This is a genomic window from Mesorhizobium sp. LNHC252B00 (assembly GCF_000502955.1).
Taxonomy (GTDB): Bacteria; Pseudomonadota; Alphaproteobacteria; order Rhizobiales; family Rhizobiaceae; genus Mesorhizobium.
In genome coordinates, this window is sequence record NZ_AYWO01000016.1 from 42854 (window position 1) to 62092 (window position 19239).

Genomic DNA, 19239 nt, shown 5'->3' on the forward strand with positions numbered 1-19239 from the left:
AACCACTGCTCCGGGTCCGGACGGGTCGTGAAATGGTCCGGCAGCAGAAAAGGGGAATGAAATGCGTGTTCTGCTGATAGAAGATGACAGTGCAACCGCACAAAGCATCGAGCTGATGCTGAAATCGGAAAGTTTCAACGTCTACACGACCGATCTCGGTGAAGAGGGCGTCGATCTAGGCAAGCTCTACGATTACGACATCATCCTTCTCGATCTCAACCTGCCTGACATGTCGGGCTACGAGGTGTTGAGAACGCTTCGTCTTTCCAAGGTAAAGACGCCTATCCTCATCCTCTCCGGCATGGCCGGTATCGAGGACAAGGTACGCGGCCTCGGCTTCGGCGCCGACGACTACATGACCAAGCCGTTCCATAAGGATGAACTGGTCGCCCGCATTCATGCTATCGTGCGGCGCTCCAAGGGGCACGCCCAGTCGGTCATCACCACGGGCGACCTGGTGGTCAACCTCGACGCCAAGACCGTCGAAGTCGGCGGCCAGCGCGTGCACCTGACCGGCAAGGAATACCAGATGCTGGAGCTGCTCTCGCTGCGCAAGGGTACGACGCTAACCAAGGAAATGTTCCTCAACCACCTTTATGGCGGTATGGACGAGCCTGAGCTGAAAATCATCGACGTCTTCATCTGCAAGCTGCGCAAGAAGCTCGATGCGGCATCCGGCGGCCAGAATTACATCGAGACGGTCTGGGGCCGCGGCTATGTGCTGCGCGAACCCGAGGACATCCGCGTCAGCGCCTGAGCGAAGAATACTTTCGAACTTATTCAATAAAAAACCCGGCTTTGCCGGGTTTTTTGCGTGATTGGCTGATAAGCGTCTGATTTACGCAATTACCAGCTGAAAACCGTCACGCACTTTTCCTGGAAACGCTCACTGCGACCGAATCAGGCGCGATCCTCAAGGCGCGAAAACGCTCGAGCAATTGCGACCGGTTGAACGGCTTCAAAAGATAGCCCTGAGCTCCAGCGCGCTTGGCCCGCATGATCGAAGCGATATCGAGCTCGACCAGTGAAACCAGGATCTGCGGCTTTATCGGGCTCTCCATGGCACGCACGCGACGGATAAGATCGACCGCCGCTATGTCAGGCAAGGCGCCGTCGACGACGATGATGTCGGGCATATCGGCGGCGCACATCTCCAGCGCGTCAAGTCCGCTGGCGGCCTCGATAATAACCATTTCGGAACCGCCCAGGATGCGCTTTGCAACCTTCCTGATGACGCTTGAATCGTCGACGAACATGCAGCGTTTCATATCCGGGTCCTCTCTGCCGTCTGGCCGTCCGGTAGCATCCGGGGCATTCAGACGCAGCATAGGCCAATCTGGTAAAGAAGCCGAAAAGGCGTTAGGTAAAATTTTTGCAAAGATGGCGGCTGCTGGCTTTTATTCGCGAATGCTTCATTGCCGCCCTGGCAACCAAAAGCATTTCATGTCGTTGAGCCCGAAACTACAGATTTCGCTGGCAAAATACTTCGGTGTTTCTCGACGACGCTATCAGGCTGCCGAAAGCACGATCTCTTCCGGTGTCGCGTGGATCGATATCGTCATGCCAGCTTCACGCGCCAGAAGCAGCGTGTAGTAGGGTTGCACGGAATGGGCGTCGATCGGTTCCTCCGGTTTATGACCGGAATGCAGCTCGAGGAATTTCGGCGGCACGCGCAACATCGGGCCGCTCGACGCAAGCGCGAAACGCGGCTCGGTCTCGAGATTTTCCAGCGTCACGGAGAGCTTGCCGCCGCGCGGAATGGCGGCGTTGGCGACGAGGATCAGGTTGAGCAGCAGCTTGACCTTGTTCTTGGGCAGCAGCGCGCGGGTTCCGTTCCAGGTCAGTTCCGGTTTCTCGTTCTTGAGGAAGGCGATGGCGACCGCTTCGGCATCGCCGGTATCGATCAGCATGCCGGCCGAGCCGGCGGCACCGAAGGCGATGCGGGCGAACTGCAGGCGGGCCGAAGCGTTGCGGGCACTCTGACGGATCAACTTCATGGCGTCTTCGTCGGCACCGCCTTCGTCGAGCAGTTCGAGCCCGTTGTTGATTGCGCCGACCGGCGAAATGATGTCGTGGCAGACCCGGCTGCACAACAGCGCTGCCAGGTCGGGTGCGGAAAGGGTGAACAGATCGGACATCGGCGAAAATCCCTGCAAAATTTTATAACTCACGGCCGAGCGATCGATCGTCGCCTGCCCGCACGAATCACGCTCTCTCCTCGGACTTTCTGAATACACAGCGCCCGTGCGTGCAGCAACAAATCCAAATTGTGGTTATGGCAAATGGCGTTCACACAGGCTGCCGACCCCACTTGAGCGACCCCAAACAGCCTTTGAACCGCCATGTTCATGTGGGAGCTTAATGGTTGAAAAAGGATTACGGCATAGTTTGCCCGTAACAGTTACCCCTAACGGCCGGCTAAAAGAGCCGTACGGGGTGCGAGGCGTCGGCGAAGGTGCTCCCTGACGGAGATTGGAAGCATGTTTTCCCGATTCTATGGCCGCAATTTTTTCCGCGTCCGCGACCGGACCTTTGTCCGTGTCATCTCAATGGCGATCGCGCTCATAGGCGTTCTCGTTTTCTCGACTTCGGCCCTGCGGGCCCAGGAATATACCGCTCAGGAGATTGTCGATTCCGGTCACAAGTTTTTCGGCGCGACATCGGGCGGGCTCGCCACGGTCATCGAGAAGATCTTTGCTTCCTACGGCCTGCCCAATGGCTATCTGCTGGGCGAAGAGGGCTCGGGCGCGCTGATCGGCGGCCTGACCTATGGCGAAGGCACGCTCTACACCAAGAATGCCGGCGATCACAAAGTATTTTGGCAAGGCCCGTCGCTCGGCTGGGATTTCGGCGGCGAAGGGTCGCGGGTGATGATGTTGGTCTACAATCTCGACGATGTGGGCAGTCTCTACAACCGCTATGGCGGCGTCGCCGGTTCGGCCTATGTGGTGGCGGGCGTCGGCTTCAACGTGCTGAAGAACAACAATGTGCTCCTGGTGCCGATCCGTACCGGCGTCGGTGCCCGGCTCGGCATCAATCTCGGCTATCTGAAGCTTACCGAGCGCGCTACCTGGAATCCCTTCTGAGCCTATTCTTTGGCTTATGGATGTCGTTCTCCCAAAACCGGGGCCGCTTTCGGCGACATGCGTAAAACTGGCAACGTTGCGGCAAACCCTTGCCGCAACGCTGGATTTCCGCCATGTCAACGTGGCACAGTCAAAAGCGCTCGATGCGCTTTTGCTTGATCTTGTTGCATGTCGGTTCCCAAAACCGGTTCCCACGTTTGGGCGACATGCATTGGTTTGATGGTTGCCGTCCACAACGGGTAGTCACTTGGTCCAGTCGGTCCTGTTCTTCGTCCTCGGCTTTCTCTGCGCCGGCTTTCTGGCGCTTATGGTGGCTCCGGCCATATGGCGTCGCGCCGTCACCCTGACGCGAAAACGTATCGAAGCCTCGATCCCTCTGACGCAAACCGAAATCCAGGCGGACAAGGATCGCATCCGCGCCGAGTACGCCATGTCGACACGCCGCCTCGAAATCATCGCCAAGACGTTGCGCGAGAAGGCAGCTGAACAACTCGTGGAGATCAATCGCGGTCGCGAGGCCCTGAAGGGGCTGGCGGTCGAGCGCATGGACAAGAACCAGGCGCTGACCGAGCTCGGCGCCAAGAACGAGGCGTTGCATCAGCGCGAGAGCGAGTTGCAGCAGCTTTCGGAGCGACTCAAGGAAACCGAACGCAAGCTGGAAAAACGCGCGCTCGAGCTGGAAAAACTGGAGCAGATGTATGACGACGCCAGTTTTTCCTCCAGCAGCCGGCAGATCGAGCTCGTCGCGCGCGAATCCGAAATGCAGAAACTCGCCAGCGACATTGCGCTGCTGCGCGGTCAGCGCAAGGAGGCGGACAGGCGCGGCCAGGAGATCGCGGCCGAAAGCAAGGCAGCACGCGAAGCGCTGAAAGCCGAGAAGAAAAGGACCGCTGAGCTCGACAAGAAGGTCGAACGGCTGCTGGCGACACTTGCCGACCGTGAGGACAAGCTTGACCGCCGCGAAAAGGAACTGGCGCGCATGCGCGAAAAATCGAAAGCCGAAGACAGCGAACCGGGCTTGCGGCTGGTCGGCAAGGCCGGCGAAACCGCCAAGAGCGACGACCTCGACAAAGCAATCGCCAAGCTTGACAGCGACCGGGAGCGCCTAGAGGCGAGGTTGACGGCGCTGGCGCTCGAGAACAAGCGTCTGAAGGCGGATCTCACGGCGCTGTCCGCGTCCAATCCCGCGGACGGCAGCTCCGCCCTGCGCGAGCAGATGAACGAACTCGCGGCGGAGGTCGTCTACCTGACGGCCAAGCTCGAGGGGCCTGGTTCGCCGATCGCCAAGGCCTTGGCGGCCCCTTCGGATGTACGCTCCGGCAACCGCAGTCTTGCCGACCGCGTGCGGGCGCTGCAGAAGGCTGACGCGACAAGTTGAAATCAGGTCTCTTTTGCCGAAAAATGATGCAGAGCGATGGCTGATGCGGCTGCGACATTCAGGCTGTCGAAACCTTCCGACATGGTGATCCGCACGGTGTGCAAGCGCGCGAGCAGGCTTTCCGGCAAGCCTTCGCCCTCAGTGCCAAGATAGAGCGCCAGGCGTTCGCTCCGTTGCGCATCGCGGATGTCGGTCTGCCCGCGTGGCGTCAGTGCGAATTGTTCGAAGTTCCGCCGGGCGAGCATTGCCGTGAAGCCGGCGGCGTCGGTGAACGATGCGAAAGGGATCTTGAGCGCGGCGCCGACCGAAACGCGGATCGCCTTGCGGTAGAGCGGATTGCAGCATGTCTCATCCAGCAGTATGGCGTCGGCACCAAAGGCGGCGGCGTTGCGGAAGATCGAACCTATATTGTCATGATTGGCGATGCCGACGAGCACCACGACAAGCGCCCCGGCCGGCAGGGCATCCACAAGGGCCTCGGCAGACTGGGGCGTCCCCTTGCGGCCTATGGCCAGGATGCCCCGATGCATGTGAAATCCGGCGATTGCGTCCATCACCGTGCCGGTGGCGACATAGACCGGAAGGTCGGCCGGCGCCTTGCGCAGGATGTCGCCGAGGCCGGCCAGCCGGTTCTCCAGAACCAGAACCGATTCGGCGCCAAAACGTCCGGCCGAGAGCAGCAGGTCCAGCACCACCTTGCCTTCGGCGACGAAGCGGCCCTGCCGGCCGGCGAGATCGCGCTCGCGGATGTCGAGATAGGCAGCGACCCGCGGATCTTGCGGGTCGTCGATGCGAATGGGATCCATGCGTTCCTCGCGGCCATCGAATCGGCCGGAAATCCAGACCGATTTCGCTACGCTAGCCTTTGGTTTGGAAAGCACAATTCGAGATGGTCAGCCAGCTCCATGCGCCCGGATGGGCGCAGGTTGCTCTGAAATCGCCGACGAGGTCAGCGGCTACAGCACGGTCAGGTTCCCGCACGGCGCAAACGGTGCGCCATCTGGGACAAGTCATCCTTGCCGCTGCCGAAAATGCCGTCCAGCATGACAAGCAGTTCGCGCACGGCGTCGGATTTGCAGGAATAATAAATCATCTGGCGGTCACGGCGGGTGTCGACGAGGTCGAGCGCGCGCAACTTGGCCAGGTGCTGGGATAGTGCCGATTGACTGAGCATCACCTTCTCGGCGATGGCGCCGACCGACATTTCACCGTCGGCAAGATAGCTCATGATCAACAGCCGCTTCTCATTGCCCATCAGCATGAGAAATTCGGCCGCAGATTCCGCGTTGACGATTAGCTTTGTCGAGACCATTGATGCCCCATGCTTCTTGTTCATCCCGACGCCATGGGGGCGATGGCGTCTGATTCCATAAACTCACTTGTGAACCGGCGCTGGCGATTCAGCGTCACCAACAAAAGGTAGAGCATTTCAGTTAAATCTCAAGTGTTGCTTTTAATCAAGCAAAATTAAGGCCAGTCCCGGTATCGGCCGAGGCCCGGCCAACCTTGGCCATTTCGACCAGAACGTGTCGTAGTTCGCGCGCTGCGGCCAATGGTTGTGGGAAGAAGACCCGGCAAACATGATCGCCCGACATCAGATCCATACCATCGGCATCGAAACCGGTGACGGTCCAGTCGTTGCCGGATGCTGTCGCGAAATGCCGGGCATACACGGCGATCGCGTCAAGATGGTCAGCGTTCATGTGATCGATGGCGGATTGCTCGCTCGCCGCCAGTTCCTCGACGATCGGCCCGCTGGTGAGCAGATCCGACTGATCGAGATGATAGGCCTTGCCGAAACCTCCATTGAGGCTGGCGCGTTGCGGCTCGAGGCGAAAGATCGAAAAGTCGCCAAGACCGGCATAAAGTTTCGCCTTCGGGTTGCGGTTGAGATAGCGGCGCTCGGTGCGGGCATGTTCGCTTGATCCGCGCTCGAGCCGTGCCGCCTTGCAGACCAGTGTCAGGCGCGGGTGCGCCAGCGGGTCGCCCTTGCCGGGTTCGCCAAGCAAAAGGGAGCAGCGCGGATCGGCAAGCATGGCACCGGTGTGCGCCGAGAGCATCGACACCAGGATCAGCGGCGCGCCATCGATGTCGGTGGCCACACCGACCCGACTGGCCAGCGGCGAGCCGGTTTGCGGTTCGATCACCGCCAGCGCGCCAAAGCGGGCGTTGCGCAGAAGCGTCTTCGCCAACCGGATCGCTTCGGCGTCCGTCTCGCGGATCACGCCCTTCTTCGGCTCGTCCATGGCATCACCGCAATAAGTGGATTCTCTTTCTCCAATTATCTGTCGAACAAACCGGATTTGACAAGGTCGTCGATCTCGTTTTTCGAAAACCCGAAACGTGCCAGCACCGTCGACGGGGCGAGATCGCTGTCGGCAGGCTTGGTCGCCGGTGTCTGCTGTGAGCCGGAAAAACGTGGCGCCGGGGCAGGGCGCTCAAATGCACCCGCGGTCACGAAGGCGTTGCGCGCCCGATTGTGTGGGTGCTGCTTGGCCTCATGCAGCGACAGGACAGGCGCAACGCAGGCGTCGGTTTGGGCAAACAGCAGGTCCCAGTCGTCGCGCGATTTCTGCCGTACCCGATCGGCGATGGCCGCGCGCATCGGCGGCCACAGTGTCTTGTCGTACTGACCGGACACAAAGCGCTCGTCGAGCGGCAGCAGTCTGGCGAATTCGGCGAAGAATTGCGGCTCGAGGCAACCGACAGCGATATGGCGTCCGTCTGATGTCTCATAGGTGTCGTAGAAGGGTGCGCCGGAATCGAGCAGGTTCGCGCCGCGATTTTCGCTCCACAACCCGGCCGCGGTGAAAGCGTGCAAGGGCGCCGCCAGCATCGAGGCGCCTTCGACCATCGCGGCGTCGACGACCTCGCCGCTGCCCGTGCGCGAGCGTTGGAACAGGGAAGCCAGCAGACCGGAAACCAGCATCATGGCACCACCGCCATAATCGGCGACTAGGTTGAGCGGCGGGACGGGGCGGCTGTCGGCGTGGCCGATCGCGTGCAGCACGCCGCAATAGGCGAGATAGGTGATGTCGTGGCCGGCGCGGCCGGCGAGCGGGCCGTCCTGGCCGAAGCCGGTCATGCGGCCGTAAATCAGCCCCGGGTTGCGCGCCAGCATCGCTTCCGGGCCGAGGCCAAGCCGTTCCATGACACCGGGGCGAAATCCTTCGAGCAACACGTCCGCCTTTTCGGCCAGACGCAGCATCAGATCGGCGCCGTCCCGGCGCTTCAGGTCGAGACGCAGTATGGTGCGGCCATGGCGATCGATATTGTACTCATCCGGGAGTGACAGGAGCGGTCGGCTGGTCCCCTCCCGTTCGATGCGCAGCACTTCGGCGCCCATCTCCGACAGCATCAGGCCAGCCAGCGGCACGGGCCCCAGCCCAGCCATCTCGATCACCTTCAGCCCGACAAGCGGGCCGGTCTTGCCGGCAGCGGACGGGCCGGTGCTCATGTCCGTCTATTTCGGCGCCATGCGGATGGCGCCGTCGAGACGGATGGTCTCGCCGTTCAGCATCTGGTTTTCGATGATGTGCAGGGCGAGAGCGGCATATTCGGATGGTTCGCCCAGGCGCGACGGAAAGGGCACGGCGGCGCCCAGCGAATCCTGCACCTCTTGCGGCATGCCGGCCATCATCGGCGTCTTGAAAATGCCGGGCGCGATGGTGCAGACGCGGATGCCGGAACGGGCAAGATCGCGCGCCACCGGCAGCGTCATGCCGACGACGCCGCCCTTGGAGGCCGCATAGGCCGCTTGGCCGATCTGGCCATCATAGGCAGCGACAGAGGCAGTGTTAACGATGACGCCGCGCTCGCCGCCTTGCAGCGACTCGAGCTTTGACGCGCGCTCGGCGACGAGGCGGATCATGTTGAACGTGCCGATCAGATTGACCTCGATCACCTTGCGGTACTGATCGAGGGGATGGGGACCATCCTTGCCGATCGTCTTCACGCCAATGGCGATGCCGGCGCAATTGACCAGGATCCGCGGCTCGCCAAGCCTTTCGGCGACGTCGACGAATGCGGCGGTCCCACTGTCGGCGCTGCTGACATCGCACTGCACGGCAATGCCGTCGATCTCGGCCGCGACCTTGGCAGCGCGGTCGATACCGACGTCGAAGATGGCGACACGGGCGCCCTTGGCAGCCAGCGCGCGCGCCGTTGCCTCGCCAAGGCCGGAGCCGCCACCGGTAACGATCGCGATCTGGCCGTTCGGGTTCATGGCGTCATCCTTTTGATCTCAGGAACAGTGGGACAGATCAGGCGCCAGATCGATGGGGAAGGTCAAGCCATCGCCGCGAGCGCGGCAATCCTGGCCTGATCGGCGTGGCAGACCTCGCCCGAGAGCCTGGCCACCGCGCCCGGCACGATCTCGTGCGACAGCAAGCGGTCAAGATCGACAGGGCGCGGCATCGAAATCTGGCCGCGTGGGATGCGTTTGAAGCCGAGCGGCCCATAGTAGGGCTCGTCCCCGACCAGCATGACCGCGGGCGCACCGGTCTTCGCGGCGGCCTCCAGCGCGATCGCCACCAGCCGGCGGCCGATGCCGAGATTCTTGAAGGCCGGCCGCACAGCAAGCGGCCCGAGCATCAGCGCGCGACCGGCGCCGGCGGCGATGCGGGTCATGCGCACCGAGGCGACGACAATGTCGCCGTCGACGGCGACAAAGGACAACGAGCGTTCGTGCCCTCCGGCTTCGCGGATCTTGTAGGCGGCCAGCACAAAGCGGCCGGGCCCGAAGGCTTCGTCGTTGATGGCTTCGATCTGGGGGTTGTGCGCCGGGGTTTCCAGCAGGTATTTCACGTCGGCAAGGCTCATGGTCTTTGCGATCCGGTAGAATGAGGAAAGGTTTGCTGCAAACGGCAGCATGCGCCAGTCAGCGCTTCATCAAGCGCGGGCGCCCTTTCGTCGTCGGTCAAACCGGATTAAAGCAAAGTCGAACATGCGGATTGTCCGCTAGCACCAATTTCCCGCCGCTGCAATCGGCCGCTTCTGTCCGCAGTTTCGGCCAAGTGACGGTCTGTTCAGCACCTGACGTCTTAGACGGGGCAACCCTGTGCCTACATGCAATGGCGAGAGACAAGGAGATTTGCATGGGATTGCTGGTCGAAGGCAAGTGGCAGGATCGTCGGTATACGACGGACAACGGCGGCAGGTTCGTACGGACGCAATCGCAATGGCGCGACTGGATCACCGTTGACGGGGCGCCGGCCGCAGGCCGAACGCGCGGCTTCAAGGCCGAGCCCGGCCGCTATCATCTCTATGTCTCGCTTGCCTGTCCGTGGGCGCACCGGACGTTGATTTTTCGCGCATTGAAGAAGCTGCAAGACGTAATATCGGTGTCGGTGGTGCATCATTTCATGGGCGCCAATGGATGGACGTTCCTGGCAGAGGACGGCGCCACTGGCGACACGCTTTACGGCCTCGACTTCCTGCACCAGATCTATACCAAGGCCGATCCCGTCTATTCAGGCCGGGTGACGGTGCCGGTGTTGTGGGACAAGAGGGAGCAGACCATCGTCTCCAACGAATCTTCCGAAATCATCCGGATGCTGAATTCAGCCTTCGACGAATGGGGTGATGCCGGCCTCGATTTCTATCCGCACGCGCTGCGCGGCGAAATCGACAAGGTCAATGAACTGGTCTATCCCGCGGTCAACAACGGGGTCTATCGCGCCGGCTTCGCCACGACGCAGGCCGCCTATGAGGAAGCATTTGGAGAGCTGTTCTCTGCGCTCGATGCGCTGGAAGGCCGGCTGTCGAAGCAACGCTATCTCGTCGGCGATCGCTTTACGGAAGCTGATTGGCGGCTATTCACCACGCTGGTGCGCTTCGACCCGGTCTATGTCGGCCATTTCAAATGCAATCTGCATCGCATAGCCGACTACCCAAACCTGTCGAATTATCTGCGCGATCTTTACCAGGTGCCTGGTGTCGCCGAGACCGTGAACCTGCACCACATCAAGGCGCACTATTACGGCAGCCACGAAACGATCAATCCAACGCGGATCGTGCCTGTCGGGCCGAAACTGGATTATGGCGCACGGCATGACCGGGCGCGGTTCAGCAAGGCGGCGGCCTGATCTACCAGTGGGGCGAGGGCTGCTCGCCGCCAAAAACCTCGGCGATCCGGCGCAGCGTTGCAGGTGTCGTTCCTTGCGGCAGGCGATCGAGCGGGAAGAAGCCGGCTTCGGCGATCTCGTGGTCCGGAAGTTTGGGTGCCGTCTGGCTGAAGCGTTCGATGACGTAGAAGCCGACATGGTCGCGCCGGCTGGCGTGGCGGTTGAAATGCATCGATTTGAACACCGGCGGGGCGGTCAGCGCGATGTTGCCCTCCTCGGCCAATTCACGTGCAAGCGCCTCGGCAAGCGTCTCGCCTACTTCGACACCGCCGCCGGGAAGCTGCCAGCCCGGAACATAGGTGTGGCGAATGAGGAAGACGGAATTGGACGCGGTGTCGTGGACCAGGCCGCGCACCCCAAGCGTCATAGGGCGCCGCAGCACGAAATAGAGATGGAACAGCCTGGCCCTCAGACCTGCCCAGCCAGTCTGGCGAAAGGCCTTCTCGGGATCACTCCTCATCACCAGCCAAACCGCAGGTGGAAAGCGGGGCGCGCCTCGCATATGAAGGAGAAATGTTCAGGCTCGCGCATATTTCCGATGTCCATCTGGGGCCGCTCCCCGATGTATCCTATCGCGATCTCGCGTCCAAGCGCGTGCTTGGCTATGTCAACTGGCAGCGCAACCGCCGCCGCCACATGCATGACGCCGTCATCGACACGATCGTCGCCGACATCAAGGCGAACACGCCTGACCACCTCGCCGTCACTGGCGACCTGGTCAATCTGGCGCTCGACGGCGAAATCGAGATGGCCAGGCATTGGCTGGAGACGCTGGGGCCGCCGCATGACGTTTCGGTCGTTCCGGGTAACCACGACGCCTATGTACCGGGCGCCTTCGACAAGGTCTGCCGATCCTGGGCGGCGTGGATGAGTGGCGACGGCATCAACACGCCCGTCGACCGCAACGCGTTTCCCTATCTGCGGGTGCGCGGCGACGTCGCGCTGATCGGCGTCTCGACGGCGCGCGCCACAGCACCCTTCATGGCCAACGGCTTCTTCATGGAAGGCCAGGCGGAGCGGCTCCGTAAGCTGCTTGATGCCACGGGCCGACAGGGGCTGTTTCGCGCCATCATGATCCACCATCCGCCGGTGCGTGGCGCGGTCCCGCAGCACAAGCGGCTGTTCGGCATCGCCCGCTTTCACAAGATCATTCGGCGCCATGGCGCCGAACTTGTCCTGCACGGCCATTCGCATCTGCCGTCGCTGTTCTTCATCGGCGGTCGAGGCGTCAGGATCCCGGCGGTCGGCGTTGCTGCCGCAGGCCAGGCACCGGGCGGCAAGCCCCCAGCGGCGCAGTACAATCTGTTCGACATCGACGGCGAAAAGGGCAATTGGCGGATCCGGCTGACGCGGCGCGGCCTGACCGGGCCGTCCATACCGCCATCCGATCTGCAGACGCTTGAGCTTGGCGCGGAGCCCGGAGCCGTTATGGCCGCAAGCTGACAATCATGCCGACGAGACGGTCCCACAACAAGACGACCGACACCACCAGGCCGACCAGGGCACCGGCGGCGATCAGGCCAAGCCCGGACAGAAAGGTCGCCCAGCCGTTGCCGCTCGTCGCTGCGCGCAGCGGCGGTTCGGCTTCCGCTACATCGGCCCGTTTCATGCCGGCGACAGCCGGCTCGACCCCGCCTTCCATCATCCTCTGACGCTCGACGATGCGCTCGGCGACATAGCGCGTCACGGAATCGGCAACCGCTTTCATCTCGGTCGATTCGGCAAGCACCATCCGGCCGATGCGGGTGTCCTTGAGGAAGCGATAGGTGCGGCGGTCGCGTCCCATGGCAACATGGCTGACGGCGTCGATCCACAGGCGCGGCTGCAAGCCGGACGAGACGACAAAGTCGAAATTGTCCATGTCGGCCGGAACATCGGCAAAAACCGGCGCCAGCTCGGCGGCAAGCAGATCAAGGCGCATGCGATGCGCCTCGCGCATATCGACTACGACGTCATCGCGGTCGGCGAAGGCATTTTTCACATCGCGGATGGCATCGGATAGTTTATTCGACTGATCGATGGTCTTCTCGCCTGCTTCCTTCATCGGCGTTTGCCTCGCGGGTTTGGTTAACACGGGGTTAACACAGCCGCCGGCAAAATGCACTGGCGAGATGGACGGCATTGAGGCGCGGACGAAGCCTATCGTGCGCGAAAAGGATCAGCTGGCCGCTGCGGCGAATTTCTGGCGACGCGACGCGGCGCGACGGTTGGTGTTGCGGCGAATAATCTCGGCGACGAGGTCGGGGGCTTCTTCGGCCAGCATATGGCCGGCCTCCAGCACATGGTGCACATGAAAATGCGCCGGCAGATCATCCGCCTGGGCAAAGGGCAGCACCGCGTCGTCCGTTCCCCAAGCTACCATCACCGGCATCTTCAGCCCGCCGAGGCGATCATGCGGGATAACGCCTTGGCGATCGTCCTTGGTCATGGCGGCTGCGATCTCGATGAGTTTTTCCAACTGGCCGGCTCGCCTACGCATTTCCCAGAGGGTGTCCACGATGTGATCGAGCGGCCGGGCTGATGGTCCCGACATGGCGACGAGGCAGGCCCGGATCTCGGACCGATCCGCTGCACCGGCATAGCGACGCAACAATGGTCCGTTGATCTCCGGGCCAATGCCGCCCGGCGCCAGAAGCGTCAGCGAGGCGACTTTTTCGGGCTCGGCCTGCGCCATCAGCGCTGCCACCGCACCGCCCATCGAATGGCCCACGAGATGAAAGCGCCTCAGGCGACGCTGCGAGAGATCGGCGAGCACGGCCCTTGCCGCCACCTTGGCCGGACCGGCCGACGGAAAATCGAGCGACAGCCCATGCCCCGGCAGATCATAGGCCAGCGTGCGGGTGGCAGGCATCAGGGAGGAAATCACCTCGCGCCAGACATCGTGGCAACCGCCGAAACCATGCAGCAGGACAATGGCCTTCGAGCCAGCACCCTGTTCGGCGACAAAAAGCGATGCGGTCATGAATGCTGATTTTTTTGCTGTTATCAGGATGCGGAACACCAATTGTGACTGGATTGCTCCTAGTCAACACGAAGCCAGTAAAATTTTCGCGATTTGTACGGTCGCGGACAGACTTCGGCGACCAACCGCAGCGGCGTTTGGAGACAGGAAACCCACTATTAGGACGTGGCGCGGCCGGCCTGCGGATGTCGATTGGTGTCAGCTTGGGTTGCCAAGCCCGGCAGCGCGCAGCGCCTGGACCAGCCGGTCGGTCAGGTCAGCCGGATATTTCCGCTCGACGAAGGTCGCGCGCGGATCGGCGGCAAATTTTGGGAACTCGGTGGTCAGTTGATTCAGCAAAGTGCTCACTAGATGGTCCTGTCCGGCGGCCTTGGCGCCGATCAGCCGCGCCGCCAGATAGTGCGATTTCGTTGCCGTCGTTCTCAATGCCATGCTGGCCGCGATGGCTTTGTTCATGTCGCCGAGCATGAACTCGCCAACGAACACCCCGTAGTCCCACCATGTCGAGTGCCCGCTGAAGGTCTCTGCCGCATGGTCAAGGATCGGCGTTCCCTCCGCGTATCGGCCGGCGAAGATCAGTCCGTAGCCATACGCGGCGGCCATGCCGAGATCATACGGATTGAGTTCATAGGCCTTGCGCATCCAGCGGATCGCTTCGTCCGTATTGCCGAGGCGCGAACTGACATAGCCGTAGGAGCGATGCGCATAGGGGCTGGTCGGTCCCATCTGCACGCCGCGATGGGCAAACTCCACCGCCTTCTCGATCGTCGCATTGGGCGGATAGGCATAGTGATCGGAGACCGCCTCGAGATGAAGGGAGGCCAGTTCCGAATAGACGAGCGACGATTTCGTGCCGCCATTGGCCAGCTTCTCGAGGCAGCGATAGGCAGTCTCATGCGTCCTGGCGTTCTGGTCGAGATAATATTTGTCGTTGAGCAGCAAACATTGCGTCAGGCCATTTGGCGTACTGGTCTGCTCGATATAGTTGTAGATCGTGCCCGAGGCGGGAAGCGCTGAACTGAGCATGTCTGCGATACGGTCTTCGATCGCCGCAGGAGCGCTGTCGGCAGGCGTCAGATTGCGCGAAAGAAGCACTCGTCCGGACGCCACGCTTTGCAGTTCGATTGTGATGTCACCGGTGCCGGCACCGGGCAGGATATCGAATATGAAGCTTGTGGCATCGTCGTCCGAATCGGCGACGGCATCGCGCCCGATGAAGTCGATCGTATCGAAGCCGCTCAGGCCCGCACGCAGCGATGCGGCGACACGGTTGGCGTACGCGCCTTCAGCCTTGAGGCCGATATAGACTTGCGGCAGGGCATCAGCCATTGCCGATGACGCGATGCTTCCGGTTGTGCCGGCGGTCTCGATCGTTGCCGACATGTCGCCGCCTGCCAGCAAGGCACTGCTGCCCTGACGAAGGATCAGTATGCCCAGCATGGCGATGACCAGGACCATCGCCATCCAGAAGAAGCGGAGATGGCGTACCACCAAGGGCGTGGGTGATGGCGTCTCGGTAGCCAGCAATGCCGCATCCGGCACGCTGGCGTCGTCGGGCCGATCGGCGGATGCAGCGCCGTCCTGCTTCAGATCCGGCAGCCTTATGGCGTTCAATTCATAGGCAGGAACATAGCCGCCGCGCGGAATGGCGATGCGGACAGGCTCGGCAACGCCCTCATTGGCAAAATAGTGCTGCAGAAGCTCGCGCAGTCTGCCTGCCTGCACCCGCACGACGGCATCGGTGGACGGATCGAAATCGCCATCCTTGCCGAAAACATCCATGGCGATGGAGAAGCCTTTGAGCCTGTCGGCTTCTCCGGCTTGTTCACGTTCGACAAGATAACGAAGCAGCTTGCGCGCACGTTCGGATCGTCCGAACGTTTGGCTGGCAAGCAGTCGCTCAAGTGTCTCGCGCACTGCGGGGGCGGCAGGCGTGGCATGCTGCAAGTGTCGATCCTCTCGAAGTCGGCACAGGTTGAGGCGCGATCATATAGGTCCCGCACCGCCACACAAGTATACAACCATTATGTGATCACGTACCCCACCGGATAATTGTTCGGTGGTTAATGTCCCGAAAGATCGGAACCGATCACCAGCTTGCGGCGGTCCCGATCTGCTCTGGTCGTGCGTCAGCCGGCTTTCTTGCCAATTATCCGGTTGGCGGCGGACATCACCGCTTCCAGCGAGGCGGCGACGATGTTGGTGTTGATGCCAGCGCCGAACAGCTTACCGTCAGGATATTCCATCTCGACATAGGAAATGGCCGACGCGTTCGAACCGCGCTGCAACGAGTGCTCGGAATAGTCGAGCACCGACATCTCGACGCCGAGATGGCGCGACAGCGCATCGACGAAGCCGTCGATCGGACCGGTGCCGGTGCCCGATATCGTCACTTCCTTGCCATTGTCGAGGATGACAGCCTCGACAACGCGCCGGCCCTTGATTTCGGTGCTGGGATAGGTGTGGTGATCGAGGAATTTCAACCGCGCGCCGGATTGATCGACATAGGTCTCGAGAAAGCGTTCGTAGATGCGCCTTACCGGCACTTCCTTGCCCTCGGCATCGGTGATCGCCTGGATTTCCTGGCTGAATTCGATCTGCAGATTGCGCGGCAGGTTGAGGCCGTAATCGGCCTGCAGCACATAGGCGATGCCGCCCTTGCCGGACTGCGAGTTGATGCGGATGATAGCTTCATAGCTGCGTCCGACATCGGCCGGATCGATCGGCAGATAGGGCACTTCCCACAGGCTCGTGTTGGCCTTCTTCAACGCCTTCATGCCCTTGTTGATGGCATCCTGGTGCGACCCGGAAAAGGCGGTGTAGACGAGTTCCCCGACATAGGGATGGCGCTCGGGGATCTTCAACTGGTTCGAATATTCGTAGACATCCTTCATCCGGTTGATGTCGGAACAGTCGATCCCCGGATCGACGCCTTGCGTGTACATGTTGAGCGCCAGCGTGACGATGTCGACATTGCCGGTGCGCTCGCCATTGCCGAACAGCGTCCCCTCGACGCGGTCGGCGCCGGCCATCAGGCCGAGTTCGGTGGTGGCGATGCCGGTGCCGCGGTCATTGTGCGGATGCAGCGAGACCAGCAGGTTCTCCCGGTTGTCGAGGTTGCGGCACATCCATTCGATGCGGTCGGCATAGATGTTGGGTGTCGACATCTCGACCGTCGACGGCAGGTTGACGATCAGCTTGTTATCCGGCGTCGGCCTGACGATCTCGGTGACGGCGTTGCAGATCTCCAGCGCCACTTCGAGTTCGGTGCCGGTAAAACTCTCCGGCGAATATTCGAAGCGAAACCCGCCGCCGGCCTTGGCCGCCATGTCGGTGATCATCTTGGCCGCATCGGTGGCGATGCGCTTGATGCCGCCGACGTCTTTTTCGAAGACGACGCGGCGCTGCAATTCGCTGGTCGAATTGTAGAAATGCACGATCGGGTTGGTGGCGCCCTTCAGCGCCTCGAAGGTGCGGGTGATCAGTTCGGGCCGGCACTGCACCAGCACCTGCAGCGAGACGTCGGCGGGTACGTTGCCTTGCTCGATGCACCAGCGGGCGAAGTCGAAATCGGTCTGCGAGGCCGACGGGAAACCGATCTCGATCTCCTTGAAGCCCATGTCGAGCAGCAGGCCGAACATGCGCGCCTTGCGCTCGTGGCCCATGGGGTCGATCAGCGCCTGGTTGCCGTCGCGCAGGTCGACCGAACACCAGATCGGCGCCTTGTCGATGACCTTCGAGGGCCAGGTGCGGTCGGTGAGGCCGACGGTCGGATATGGCTGGTATTTGCGGGCCGCGTCAGGCATGCCCCCGTTCTGGATGCTTCTTTCCACACCCTTGCCTGCTACCGCGGCGTCGGAGCGGACCTCTTCTCGTGCGTTCATTGTCGTTTCTCCCGGCGGCTCATGGATCCACCCTCAGGTGGATTGATGGCGAGCGGCGCCTTTACCGGAATTTCGTTCGCTTGATGTGACTGCCAAGGAGCATGCGCTTGCGCGGCGGTTCGACCGCCGGGCGCTCCTTCAGCGAACCCGGCGATCGCCGATAAGGCCGAGAAGAAGCAGGGTCGACGCCAGCGCGCGCACGGCCTCGCCGGAAAAACCGGTCGGACGGGAAGCGTTGATGGCGCGCGTGTTCATGGCTGATCTCATATAGGAGCAGCTTGTGGGAGGCAAGTGGGACTCAAGTTGACAAAAGACCTGACGACAGCCAGTTCGGCGGTGTCGGCAGCTTTTGTGCCGGTAGCAGGATAGGAATTTTTTCTTGATTTCGTGACCTCAGCTATGGTACATATTCGCCCATGGTGCTGATTTGCGCCAGTGACCCGCCGCGCAGGCGGGTTTTTCGTTTCCGTCAGCCTACGCGCCGGCGAAGGCGCCGAAGGAACCCGTTAACCCGAGTTCGTTGCCCTGGCATGGCGGGGGGAATCTCTAACGCACGTGCTCTTCCCCAGGCGCGGCAAATGCGCCAGACTTGGGCGTCGACGGGGTTGCGATGTCCTGTCGCTGGGAGGGGTCATCCATGAATTTCGTGTTCTTCTCGCCGCATTTTCCCGCCAATGGCGCGGATTTCTGCGACCGTTTGAAGAAGGCTGGAGCAAGGGTGCTGGGCATCGGCGACGCACCCTATGAGGCACTCGACGCCAAGCTGAAGGCGGCGCTTTCGGAATATTACCGTGTCGCCGACATGGAAGACTACGATCCGGTGTTCCGGGCGATGGGCCATTTCATCCACAAATGGGGCCGCATCGACCGTTTCGAATCGCTCAACGAGCACTGGCTGGAGCTGGAAGCCAACATCCGCACCGACTTCAACATCTATGGCACCAAGCTCGATTTCGTGAAGAATCTGAAGCGCAAGAGCCGCATGCGTGCCTTCTTCCGCAAGAGCGGTGTCGACACGATAGCGCAGCGCAAATGCTCCGACCGCGCTGGGGCCATGACCTTCATCCGCCGCGTCGGCTATCCGGTGGTGGTCAAGCCGGACAGCGGCTCGGGCGCCTCGAACACCTTCAAGATCTCCAACGCCAGGGAGCTCGACCAGTTCTTCAGGGTCAAGCCCGAGGACGTGACGTTCGTCATGGAGCAGTTCATCGAGGGGCTGGTGGTGACCTTCGACGGGCTGGTCAATCGCGACGGCGAGGTGGTGCTGGCGGCGAGCCATCGTTACGACCAGAGCGTCATGGAGGTGGTCAACAAGGATCGCCACATGAGCTACGTTTGCTTTCCCAGGATCAGCCCGGCAGTCGAGGAGGCCGGCCGCAAGATCCTGAAAGCGTTCGACGTGCGCGAGCGCTTCTTTCACATCGAGTTGTTCGAGACCAAGGACGACCGGGTCATCGCGCTGGAGGTCAACATGCGCCCGCCCGGCGCCTGGATGACCGATGCCATCAACTACACCTTCGACATCGACGTCTATGCGGCATGGGCCGAGATGGTGGTCAGGGATGCCGCCGGCGGGCCCTATGAGGGCAAGTATTTCACCGCCTACGCCAGCCGCAAGCGACGCCTCAGCTATTTGCACAGCCATGAGGACGTGTTAGCCGCCCATGGCGACAAGATCGTCCACCATCAGGCCATCGAAGAGGTTTTCAGCCGCGCCATGGGAAATTACGCCTACCAGATGCGCTCGAAGGACGAAGCGGCGCTGCGCAAGGCGGTCGCCTACATCCACGCGGAAAAGGTGTGA

General features: G+C 61.6%; 19 protein-coding genes. 6 read left to right on the plus strand and 13 right to left on the minus strand.

Annotated features, from left to right (window positions below):
* Window positions 1-61: 61 nt before the first annotated feature.
* Window positions 62-757, plus strand: a complete 696-nt coding sequence (gene ctrA, locus X744_RS150815; protein WP_006203583.1) for a cell cycle two-component system response regulator CtrA — start codon at window positions 62-64, stop codon at window positions 755-757.
* Window positions 758-863: 106 nt separating this feature from the next.
* Here ctrA and X744_RS150810 read toward each other — a convergent pair whose 3' ends face one another.
* Both X744_RS150810 and X744_RS150805 read right to left on the minus strand, forming a co-directional pair.
* The gene (locus X744_RS150810; RefSeq protein ID WP_023760633.1) at window positions 864-1268 is read right to left on the minus strand and encodes a response regulator; all 405 of its coding nucleotides are present in this window, start codon (window positions 1266-1268) and stop codon (window positions 864-866) included.
* 240 nt (window positions 1269-1508) lie between these two features.
* On the minus strand, window positions 1509-2138 hold the full coding sequence (locus tag X744_RS150805; RefSeq protein WP_023760634.1) for a histidine phosphotransferase family protein: 630 nt from the start codon (window positions 2136-2138) through the stop codon (window positions 1509-1511).
* 411 nt (window positions 2139-2549) lie between these two features.
* Between X744_RS150805 and X744_RS150800 the strand changes: the two genes are divergently transcribed.
* Both X744_RS150800 and X744_RS150795 read left to right on the plus strand, forming a co-directional pair.
* Window positions 2550-3086 (plus strand): EipA family protein, encoded by a 537-nt coding sequence (locus X744_RS150800; RefSeq protein ID WP_245266769.1) that lies wholly within the window; start codon window positions 2550-2552, stop codon window positions 3084-3086.
* 247 nt (window positions 3087-3333) lie between these two features.
* Window positions 3334-4464, plus strand: coding sequence for a hypothetical protein (locus tag X744_RS150795; RefSeq protein ID WP_023760636.1), 1131 nt, complete (start codon window positions 3334-3336; stop codon window positions 4462-4464).
* Window positions 4465-4466: 2 nt separating this feature from the next.
* On the opposite strand, the gene X744_RS150790 is transcribed toward X744_RS150795, so the two are convergent.
* From X744_RS150790 to X744_RS150765, 6 genes are all read right to left on the minus strand, one after another.
* Window positions 4467-5270 (minus strand): RNA methyltransferase, encoded by an 804-nt coding sequence (locus X744_RS150790; protein ID WP_023760637.1) that lies wholly within the window; start codon window positions 5268-5270, stop codon window positions 4467-4469.
* Window positions 5271-5431: 161 nt separating this feature from the next.
* On the minus strand, window positions 5432-5776 hold the full coding sequence (locus X744_RS150785; protein ID WP_023760638.1) for a metalloregulator ArsR/SmtB family transcription factor: 345 nt from the start codon (window positions 5774-5776) through the stop codon (window positions 5432-5434).
* A 145-nt stretch (window positions 5777-5921) separates the two neighbouring features.
* Window positions 5922-6710 (minus strand): HugZ family protein, encoded by a 789-nt coding sequence (locus tag X744_RS150780; protein WP_023760640.1) that lies wholly within the window; start codon window positions 6708-6710, stop codon window positions 5922-5924.
* A 35-nt stretch (window positions 6711-6745) separates the two neighbouring features.
* The gene (locus tag X744_RS150775; protein WP_023760641.1) at window positions 6746-7921 is read right to left on the minus strand and encodes a CaiB/BaiF CoA-transferase family protein; all 1176 of its coding nucleotides are present in this window, start codon (window positions 7919-7921) and stop codon (window positions 6746-6748) included.
* A 6-nt stretch (window positions 7922-7927) separates the two neighbouring features.
* The gene (locus tag X744_RS150770) at window positions 7928-8689 is read right to left on the minus strand and encodes a 3-hydroxyacyl-CoA dehydrogenase (RefSeq protein WP_023760642.1); all 762 of its coding nucleotides are present in this window, start codon (window positions 8687-8689) and stop codon (window positions 7928-7930) included.
* 62 nt (window positions 8690-8751) lie between these two features.
* On the minus strand, window positions 8752-9285 hold the full coding sequence (locus X744_RS150765; protein ID WP_023760643.1) for an N-acetyltransferase: 534 nt from the start codon (window positions 9283-9285) through the stop codon (window positions 8752-8754).
* A 275-nt stretch (window positions 9286-9560) separates the two neighbouring features.
* On the opposite strand from X744_RS150765, the gene X744_RS150760 reads away from it, so the two are divergent.
* The gene (locus X744_RS150760; RefSeq protein ID WP_023760644.1) at window positions 9561-10550 is read left to right on the plus strand and encodes a glutathione S-transferase family protein; all 990 of its coding nucleotides are present in this window, start codon (window positions 9561-9563) and stop codon (window positions 10548-10550) included.
* 1 nt (window position 10551) lies between these two features.
* Here the strand turns inward: X744_RS150760 and X744_RS150755 are convergent, their stop codons facing one another.
* Window positions 10552-11049: an NUDIX domain-containing protein gene (locus X744_RS150755; RefSeq protein ID WP_031260660.1), complete on the minus strand. Its 498-nt coding sequence runs from the start codon at window positions 11047-11049 to the stop codon at window positions 10552-10554.
* Window positions 11050-11102: 53 nt separating this feature from the next.
* On the opposite strand from X744_RS150755, the gene X744_RS150750 reads away from it, so the two are divergent.
* Window positions 11103-12032, plus strand: coding sequence for a metallophosphoesterase (locus tag X744_RS150750; protein ID WP_023760646.1), 930 nt, complete (start codon window positions 11103-11105; stop codon window positions 12030-12032).
* Here the strand turns inward: X744_RS150750 and X744_RS150745 are convergent.
* From X744_RS150745 to leuA, 4 genes are all read right to left on the minus strand, one after another.
* Entirely contained in the window at window positions 12016-12633 is a 618-nt protein-coding gene (locus X744_RS150745; RefSeq protein WP_023760647.1) for a hypothetical protein, read from the minus strand. The two genes, X744_RS150750 and X744_RS150745, sit on opposite strands and share 17 nt — an antisense overlap.
* 114 nt (window positions 12634-12747) lie before the next feature.
* Window positions 12748-13551: an alpha/beta fold hydrolase gene (locus X744_RS150740; protein ID WP_023760648.1), complete on the minus strand. Its 804-nt coding sequence runs from the start codon at window positions 13549-13551 to the stop codon at window positions 12748-12750.
* Window positions 13552-13749: 198 nt separating this feature from the next.
* The gene (locus X744_RS150735) at window positions 13750-15498 is read right to left on the minus strand and encodes a hypothetical protein (RefSeq protein ID WP_023760649.1); all 1749 of its coding nucleotides are present in this window, start codon (window positions 15496-15498) and stop codon (window positions 13750-13752) included.
* 182 nt (window positions 15499-15680) lie between these two features.
* On the minus strand, window positions 15681-17357 hold the full coding sequence (gene leuA / locus X744_RS150730) for a 2-isopropylmalate synthase (RefSeq protein WP_023760650.1): 1677 nt from the start codon (window positions 17355-17357) through the stop codon (window positions 15681-15683).
* Between the two features lie 715 nt (window positions 17358-18072).
* Between leuA and X744_RS150725 the strand changes: the two genes are divergently transcribed.
* Window positions 18073-19239, plus strand: coding sequence for an ATP-grasp domain-containing protein (locus X744_RS150725; protein ID WP_023760652.1), 1167 nt, complete (start codon window positions 18073-18075; stop codon window positions 19237-19239).